The 8,105-nt window shown below is 46.7% G+C and carries 9 protein-coding genes; 2 read left to right on the top strand and 7 right to left on the bottom strand.

Annotated elements, in window-relative coordinates:
- Nucleotides 1-192: 192 nt before the first annotated feature.
- From K9L28_11055 to K9L28_11035, 5 genes are all read right to left on the bottom strand, one after another.
- Nucleotides 193-894 carry a hypothetical protein gene (locus K9L28_11055; protein ID MCF7936867.1) on the bottom strand — a complete coding sequence of 234 codons (702 nt, stop codon included), beginning with the start codon at nucleotides 892-894 and terminating at the stop codon, nucleotides 193-195.
- A 1-nt stretch (nucleotide 895) separates the two neighbouring features.
- Entirely contained in the window at nucleotides 896-1,828 is a 933-nt protein-coding gene (locus K9L28_11050; GenBank protein ID MCF7936866.1) for an ArsA family ATPase, read from the bottom strand.
- A gap of 27 nt (nucleotides 1,829-1,855) precedes the next feature.
- Nucleotides 1,856-2,158: a hypothetical protein gene (locus K9L28_11045; GenBank protein MCF7936865.1), complete on the bottom strand. Its 303-nt coding sequence runs from the start codon at nucleotides 2,156-2,158 to the stop codon at nucleotides 1,856-1,858.
- Between the two features lie 5 nt (nucleotides 2,159-2,163).
- On the bottom strand, nucleotides 2,164-3,882 hold the full coding sequence (locus K9L28_11040; protein MCF7936864.1) for a carbon starvation protein A: 1,719 nt from the start codon (nucleotides 3,880-3,882) through the stop codon (nucleotides 2,164-2,166).
- A 215-nt stretch (nucleotides 3,883-4,097) separates the two neighbouring features.
- Nucleotides 4,098-4,595 (bottom strand): ferritin family protein, encoded by a 498-nt coding sequence (locus K9L28_11035; GenBank protein ID MCF7936863.1) that lies wholly within the window; start codon nucleotides 4,593-4,595, stop codon nucleotides 4,098-4,100.
- 150 nt (nucleotides 4,596-4,745) lie between these two features.
- On the opposite strand from K9L28_11035, the gene K9L28_11030 reads away from it, so the two are divergent.
- Nucleotides 4,746-5,417: a DUF3592 domain-containing protein gene (locus K9L28_11030; protein MCF7936862.1), complete on the top strand. Its 672-nt coding sequence runs from the start codon at nucleotides 4,746-4,748 to the stop codon at nucleotides 5,415-5,417.
- Nucleotides 5,418-5,471: 54 nt separating this feature from the next.
- The gene (locus K9L28_11025) at nucleotides 5,472-5,804 is read left to right on the top strand and encodes a thioredoxin family protein (GenBank protein ID MCF7936861.1); all 333 of its coding nucleotides are present in this window, start codon (nucleotides 5,472-5,474) and stop codon (nucleotides 5,802-5,804) included.
- Between the two features lie 37 nt (nucleotides 5,805-5,841).
- On the opposite strand, the gene ablB is transcribed toward K9L28_11025, so the two are convergent.
- Together ablB and ablA are read right to left on the bottom strand one after the other, a co-directional pair.
- A complete protein-coding gene (gene ablB, locus K9L28_11020) occupies nucleotides 5,842-6,675 on the bottom strand; it encodes a putative beta-lysine N-acetyltransferase (GenBank protein MCF7936860.1) in 834 nt (277 codons plus the stop codon).
- Nucleotides 6,662-7,990 carry a lysine 2,3-aminomutase gene (gene ablA / locus K9L28_11015; GenBank protein MCF7936859.1) on the bottom strand — a complete coding sequence of 443 codons (1,329 nt, stop codon included), beginning with the start codon at nucleotides 7,988-7,990 and terminating at the stop codon, nucleotides 6,662-6,664. The genes ablB and ablA overlap by 14 nt, the downstream gene beginning before the upstream one ends.
- Between the last annotated feature and the right edge of the window lie 115 nt (nucleotides 7,991-8,105).

Genomic DNA, 8,105 nt, shown 5'->3' with positions numbered 1-8,105 from the left:
AGAATGGCAAGGTGGTCAAACGCAACAACTTCGGATGGATAAAAGAGCTCCAAATATATGACAAACATCTAGATGCCGGCCATGTGAACGACTACGAGGACTTCATTTTCGGGCGGCAGCGATCTTTCGCGAAGCAGCTAAAAACCGCCCGAAGATAAAACCTACGGAGTTACTACTTAGCAGTTGTTACGGTTAGTTGCCGCGGGCTTCCGCCTGTTTGCTGCGCTTCTGCTCGAGCATATTGTTGAGCCACTTGTAAATTACCGGAAAAGCCTCCGACACATAGCCCCTTTTGGGGATCATAAAAAGGAAAGCCTGCTCCCGCTCCGGCACTACCGCAATGTGACGCAAGTACTTCGGCTCTTTCAGCTTCTGCTTGAGGTTTAATAGATCATTTTTAATTACCTCATCCGCATAGTAAAGCAAAAAATCATGTTCCCCCCAGCGAAGTTCTTCCTTCTGAAGCTGATCTTCATTAGTAATTTTAGGTCCTCGAAAACGGGAATACTTCTCTTCAATCAGATGGCCTTCGCTCACCAGGCCCATCGCCTTTTTCGAGAAGAACAACATCAGGAACAGGCGATCGAAACGAAAGGTCAGTAGGGAAAAGGGCAGATACAGCCACGACTGCCGCGGCAGCAAAGTAATGGTGGCATCTACACGGCGTATAAAACTATTTTTCTTCGGGATTAAATTGGCATGATATCCGGTTTCTCCCCCAATTTTGGTAAAGCTTTGATCCTTCGGTTTAAGGGTATCTACCAATGCATTGAAAGCCGAAAGAAAAATTCTTTTATTACCCCGATGCCCCCAGCTGTAACCCAAAGTGAGCAATATGGTAGCTGCAATAAAAAGATAGAAAATCGGCTGTTGTGTTATTTCTGCTTCGCCCATGCTAAGTGTTCTCCTGAAAAGATTGTATTAGGTTTTTATCCATTATGTAACAGGTAGGTTCCGGTTCTGCCATATTGGGCACCCGTTCGACAACTACATCGGGCCGGCCCTTCAATAATTCCTGCTCTACCTTTTGTGCTATATCGCTGTTCGGATCATCAAGTTTATTGTGGTAGACTGTATGCATTGGTAAATTAAGGTCTTTTACTCCGGTCATAAGCCGTTGGGACTCCCGCAACGAGAGATAGTCGGGATTAAACACCACACAGATGCTGTTTTTGTCACCCGCAAGCCAATTCTGCACATTCTGATACCGCTCCCGCATATCCAGCAGCTTCCGCATCACCGTGTCCTCCGACTCCTCGTAAGCCAGTTTGGTGCCCTTCTCGCTGTACTTTCCGCTGAGTTTGTGAATGGTGTAACGCTTTTCCAAGATTTGTTTGCGGAGCTTTACCAGACGGTCAATCCAGGCCACTGTTATTTTGGGTAAAGCCAGGATTCTAAGGGTAAGCCCGGTGGGCGGAGTATCTATCACAATGTAATCGTAGTTCTCCTGCTCTTCCCGAAAGAGTTTTTCCATGGCGGTAATAGCGGCGTACTCCTCTACCCCCGGTGAATATTTCAGTACATTAAAGTAGCTGTCCATATTAAAGGGCTGCATATAGCTGTACACCTCATTCAAGAGGGACATATTAGCCTCAATATATTCATTGGCAGATTGCTCTAGATCAGTCTCCTGTAAAAAAAGGTTTGTCTTCTTAAACCGTTTTTTACGGTGACTGAGTTTGGTATGGAAAATGTCGCCAAGATTGTGGGCCGGATCAAAGGAGACCGCTAAAACACGGTTCCCCGCTTCCATCAACTGCCAGGCAACTGCTGAGGCTAAAGTAGATTTGCCTACCCCGCCTTTCCCGCTGAAAAAGATCGTTTTCATGAGTAAAGCCTTTTGTTTTGCATAGAATCAATCAATGTCCAACAGACTTGCCATGTCGGCAAGCGAATCGAAGGAATTCTTCGCGCGTTCGTTTAAAACTTTGATTTCGTGCTCCAGATGAGGCAAGAGTTCCGCCGCCACAAACGATGGGGGCGACGGAATTCCGGTAAATGAGCCCATCAGCAACAAAACAAACAGATTCTCAAGTTCTTTCACTTCGAACTCGGTTACCTCGGTTACCTTGTTGCGATGGGATTGGTCCATGGTGGAAAAGAAAAAACGTAGATACCCAAAGATTCTGGCGAACACGCCGCCTTTTCCACCATACATAGAACCTAAGCCTCTGATGCCAGAGGTTTGTTTTTGTTTTTGAGGAAGTCGATGATGAACACAAAGTTCATAATCAACATCACTATCTCAATTATTAATACAACAATACCGGTGACCGGATCGTTTTCGATAGTACCCGGAAGTACCACTACAGAGAACCATATAATGGCCGCAGTAACAGTGATCCACAACAGATAAGCAGGAATTAGTACTATGTTTGCATTCTTAGCTTTCTGCCGTTTTACTACCCAGGCGGCACCGGTCAACAGCGCAATCGAAGCGATCAGCTGGTTCGCAGAACCAAAGGATGGCCACAGTACGGTAAAACTACCGCTCCAGGCAAGGTAGATACCGATGATGGCGGGGATAGTTGAAGCAATCCAGCGGTTGGTCAGGAAGTTAAACATACCCTCATTTTTAGCTTTCATCGGCATAAGGATTTCGGTAAGGGTGTAACGACCCAAGCGGTTGGTAGTATCCAGGGTGGTCATGGCAAAGGAGGCGACCCACATTCCGGCAATTACCTTTACAATTTCAGTTGGCAGGATTGTGAGAAAGGTACTGTCTACCATCGCCGCATAGGAGTTGGTAAAAGTAGTCGCTGCTCCAAAGCTGGCGTTCATTGCACCGGCGTAAGCACTGCCCCAGTTAGCAACTGTAAGATCTTGACCTGCACCTTGGATGATGGAAAGACCAAAACCGGAGACTGAAATAATTACGATAGTTGACAGAAAGCCCTCGGTCAGCATCGCCCCATATCCGATTGGCAGACCATGCCTCTCTTTTTCAATCTGTTTGGAGGTAGTTCCAGAACCCACCAGAGCGTGGAAACCGGAGAGGGAACCACAGGCGATAATCAGGGGAATAACCGGCCAAAACGGAGAGGGCTGCCCACCGGATACAATTGGTGAAAACGAGGTGAACGCCGGAGCGGTAAAACCGGTAAAACTAAAGATAGCGGCGATACCACCAATGGCGAGACCGATGTACAACAGCCATGAGTTGAGGTAGTCACGAGGCTGCAGCAGGATATTTACCGGTACTGCCGATGCAATAATAATGTAGAAAAACATTACCAGCATCCAGACATCTCGACTAGCATTTATCGGGAACTGGTGTCCTCCGATAATTGCCAGAATCAGCATAATGATACCGATAACGGTTGCAGCGGTAAAGTTCATCTTTACTCGATACAGCAGAACCCCCAAGATGAGGGCGGCAACCAGTTTCAGGATGTACGCACTGGGTACCTGGCCGTTGGCAATAAACATATTACCCAGAACCGCACCAAAGGCACCGATAACCAGAATCAGTAGGAAGAATACCAGCCAATAAAAGGTTTTTCCTGTACGCTTTGCGATAACATCAGAGGCTACGAACTGTACCGACCGTCCGTCATAACGAACCGAGGCCATTAAGGCCAGATAATCGTGTACCGCACCTATAAAGATGTTTCCAAACCAGACCCACAGGAGTCCTGGTACCCATCCCCAAGCCATTGCAAGAACCGGACCAACGATTGGTGCGGCACCGGCGATGGAGGCGAAGTGGTGCCCGAATAGAACCGGCGCCTTTGCAGGAACATAATCCACCCCGTCGTACATACGCTGCGACGGAGTCTCATCATCAGTAGCTTTTACTACGTTCTTTTCGAGTTTCTTACCATAGGTAAGATACAAAAGAACATACACAGCTAAACCGACTACAACAATGAGAGTAGTCATACAATAAACCTCCCGTAAAATAGATATGTTTATTAAAATACGGGTGGTCGCTTAAGTCAAGTCTTTTTTCGAATCTTGGAGCGATATAATTTATTAGAGTAAATATATTTATTAGTAAACTTGTAAGTAATATATCAGCTTTGATAAAAACTACAGCGTCCTCCCACATCAAAGATCTTTGAGGACGCCGGTGGCGGTTTATTCTAAGCTGCTCTTTAGAATCGAAAAAAGCTGTATTTATTTTTATAGTAACTGTCCAGAAAACCAATCTGTTTCTGCAGGTAGTCGTAGTGCCCCCGTTCCCAATCGGCCAGATAGTTAAAAAACTCTTTTAACTTATCCTGATCAGATGCCTGGGCCATTTCCTTATAAAACTTCTCAGATTCCAACTCCAGTTTAATACCAATCGAAAGGCTGGCCATCTCGAAATGCTTATCACTCACCTTATCTTTAAACTCTCGTGTAAAAATGGGACTCTCGGCATCTTCAAAGGTGCTTGGCTTGGGGAGGTCCGGAACCGTTACATCACGACCCTCTGAATACTCAGTGGCCAGTTTTACCAGGGTATCCAAGTGAGTTTGTTCTTCATCAGCCAGCATCTTAAATACGTCTCTGGCCTTTTTATCGTCCGTTTTGTCCGCCGCAGCCTTATAAAGCTCACGCCCCTCAATTTCGCCTTTAATTGCTGTTTCAAATGCTTCTTTCAGATCCATGCTTTACTCCTTTCTCTTTTTACTTCTATATTCAGTATAAAAAAAACTTTACCTAAAATCAAAAAAGCGTTGCGGTTTTTTATGATATGTATTTGGGGCTTGTATTTACTAAAAAAAGCTTCTTATACTTAACGGATAATGTGGTCAAATATGATTCCCGAAGGTGTAATGCGTTTAATTTATACGCTTCTGCTATGTGTGGGAGCTATTCTAATTGGTTTGAGCGTGCTGATGATGCAGTCGGTGCACGCGCCTGAAGCGTATTACCACCGCACACATGGCTATGTGCAGGCATCAAAGAGCGTTGGACCGAAACACTACGAGGTGAGTATTGAGTATGCACTGCCGGACTCCACGACTCGTGTCGCTCGAGGGATGGTGCAGAGCGAGTCTGTGGTAGTGGAAGGGGATAGACTTATAGTGCACTATAACCCCTACTCGCCGGATGAAATAAGCCTGCAGACACCCCCGCCGATGAAGCCGGAGTACTTCATTTTTTTCGGCATATTGATTGGCGGTTTGGGGTTTCGCCTCTTTATCCGCTCATTCTTTCAACATGCCAAGGAGCGTTTCATTAGGGACAACGGGAGAAAAATAGCACCATTTACCACAGAAATTGATCGCACCTCTGTAAAGCTATTATGGGTAATAAAAATACGGGCAATTCGCATCCACTGTTCCTGGAAGCCCTTGAACGGTTCCGAGGTCCTCAATTTTTATAGCGAGCCTTACCCCCTTTCCGCTGGAGAAACACTTAACCTGCAGAACGTAAGGGTCTACTTTTTACCCCAGGCCCCGGCACGCTATTTTATTGAGGTTTGACGTTTTTGTTTTGACCAAACATATAATTTTGATTATATTAGCTAAATGAAGGAAATGAAAGAATTTACTACTGGTGAAGCGGCCGATCTTCCGCAACAGAGTGAAATGGTATGCATATATTTTTCGCGGCCTGACTGCGGTGTCTGCGGTGCGCTTCGTCCCCGGGTAGAGGCACTTCTAAATGAGTACCCGGGCGTTGACGGCTGGTTTGTTGACCTGGAGCAGCACCCCGAGGCGGCGGGACACTATACGGTGTTCACCATTCCTGCGGTGATACTGTTTGTGCAGGGAAAAGAGACGGTTCGTTTTGCCCGTCATTTCAGTATTGATCAGCTGGAAGAGAAGATATCCCGGTATTACGAGCTTCTCCAGCCGGCAGAACCCTAAACTTCCTTTGGCGATAGCGGCAGCAATTGCAGGGCTGCTACTGCAGCTTCTTATAATACACGTTCATGCTCTCCAGCCCCTCGGAGATGAAGGTATTTCTGAAGAGAGTCCCGCTGTAGTGATACCCGGCCTTGAGAAAGGTGGCATTCATACCCTTCGAACGCATGCGCGCAATTGTGTAAACAGTTTTTATTCCCTGTTCGGACATGGCAGTATCCATATTAGTCAACAACAGCAGGCCCAAGCCTAACCCGCGGTAATCCGGCGAAACTGCAAAATCGGTCATCTCGGCATAACTGTGCTCAAGGTTCTTCTCAGAAGATGAAAGGGCAACCAGGTTCTCGCCCTCCCACACTCCAAAATACTCCACCTGCGCATCCATAGTAGAGCGCAGATAGTCCGGTTCATGGATTGGAAAGGGGTACCGTTCGAAGACCTCGCTGTACAACACTGACATTTTAAGGGTATCCTCGGGCGTGCAGACTCTCGTAAACAGCGACTCAGGAAGGGGTTGCGGCGCCTGCGGACTAAGCGAAGTCATCATGCTGCACAGGGCTTCAAAATGCCCCGGTTCTACTTCCCGGCGGGCAGGGTCGTAATAGCGGCCCAGAAACAGCCCGTCTAACACACCGTTAAACAGCCCGGGCACCATGGCCTCAATATTCCACCCCGCGGCCAGAAAGCACACAGCCTTTACACTAGGAACCTTTGCGAAGGCCTTGCTGTAGCTCTTTTGCACACACAGCTCATGCAGATATTCTACGACCCCCACAGGATCCGCATCCCCAAGGTTCATAAGGTAGGTACGGTTGTTATTGGGACCGTGCTGGATCTCGGCCCCCTCATATTCTTCTATCTTATCCCACTCCATTTGTTGTCTCTTCCCGCCGTTCCATTCGCTCGTTGTTCTCCGGGGTGAGAGAATAGGTCTCATCCCAGTTGGATAACAGCTTCCAAATTCCCACCGAGTTATATTCATTCGCATCATCAAATTTCAGCTGCAGATCACAAGCTTCACAGTTACCGTCGCAACCCGGATCGTCATAGCTATGGGGCTCCTGATAAGTGGTAATAACCCCTTCAAAGTTACGCAGGATCACCTTATGCGGCGACCAGGACAACAGGTAATTCGGCATTACCGGGATCTTCCCTCCACCACCCGGTGCATCTATTACATAGGTGGGTACGGAAAAGCCGCTGGTGTGGCCGATCAAACTCTCCATAATTTCAATTCCCTTGCCCACGGGTGTGCGAAAATGGCTTAATCCTTCCGACAAATCACACTGATAAAGATAGTACGGACGCACACGGTTAAACACCAGCTTCTGTACCAGGCTCTTCATCAATCGGGGACAGTCATTTACCCCGGCCAAGAGCACACTTTGGTTGCCTAAGGGAATACCGGCATCCGCCATTTTGCTCAAGGCCTTACGGGTACTGCTGGTAAGCTCACGGGGATGGTTGAAATGGGTATTCACCCAGACCGGGTGGTGTTTTTTTAACATTGCCACCAATTCATCGGTAATGCGGTAGGGCAGTACGACGGGCATACGGGAGCCAATCCGAATAACCTCTACATGTTCAATCTTTCTCAACTCGGTGAGTATCCAGTCCAGATACTCATCACTCAACATAAACGGGTCACCCCCGGAAAGCAATACATCCCGGACTTTTGGGGTGGACCTAATGTAATCCAATCCCTGCTGCACCTGATCTTTAGCCGGAATGTAATCATTATCACCAACTTTGCGTTTACGGGTACAATGGCGACAGTACATAGAACAGACATTACTTACATGAAACAGAACTCTGTCCGGGTATCGATGGGTAATTCCCGGTACGGGACTGTCCTTATCTTCAGAGAGGGGATCGGACTTCTCCCAATCCTGGACAATTAATTCCCGAGGATCGGCAAAGGACTGAAGAAAAATGGGGTCATTCTTGTAGTCCTTGGTTTCGATTAAGCTGAGGTAATACGGGGTAATGCTTAGGGGAAACTTTTCAATTGTCTCCTCCAGTACTTTACGCTCCTGCGTATCAAGAGTTATTCCGGTTAAGGTTTCGAATGTCGATATTTTTTTTATTGAATTTCGAAGCTGCCATTTCCAGTCCTGCCAATTAGTCAGATTGGCATCTGAATCGATTTGCTTTGTGAGCTCATTGTGGCGTGAACGATAATTTTCCATAATTCCTATCCTTTTACGTGCTTCACCTATCATACATGAAATTATATATAGATGTCAATTAGTTAGAATTGTAATGATTTATGCTATTTGAATTACACTTTTCAAATCTTATTTG

It is taken from the genome of Synergistales bacterium (assembly GCA_021736445.1).
Lineage (GTDB): Bacteria > Synergistota > Synergistia > Synergistales > Aminiphilaceae > JAIPGA01.
This window is presented reverse-complemented; position numbering and strand designations above follow the sequence as displayed.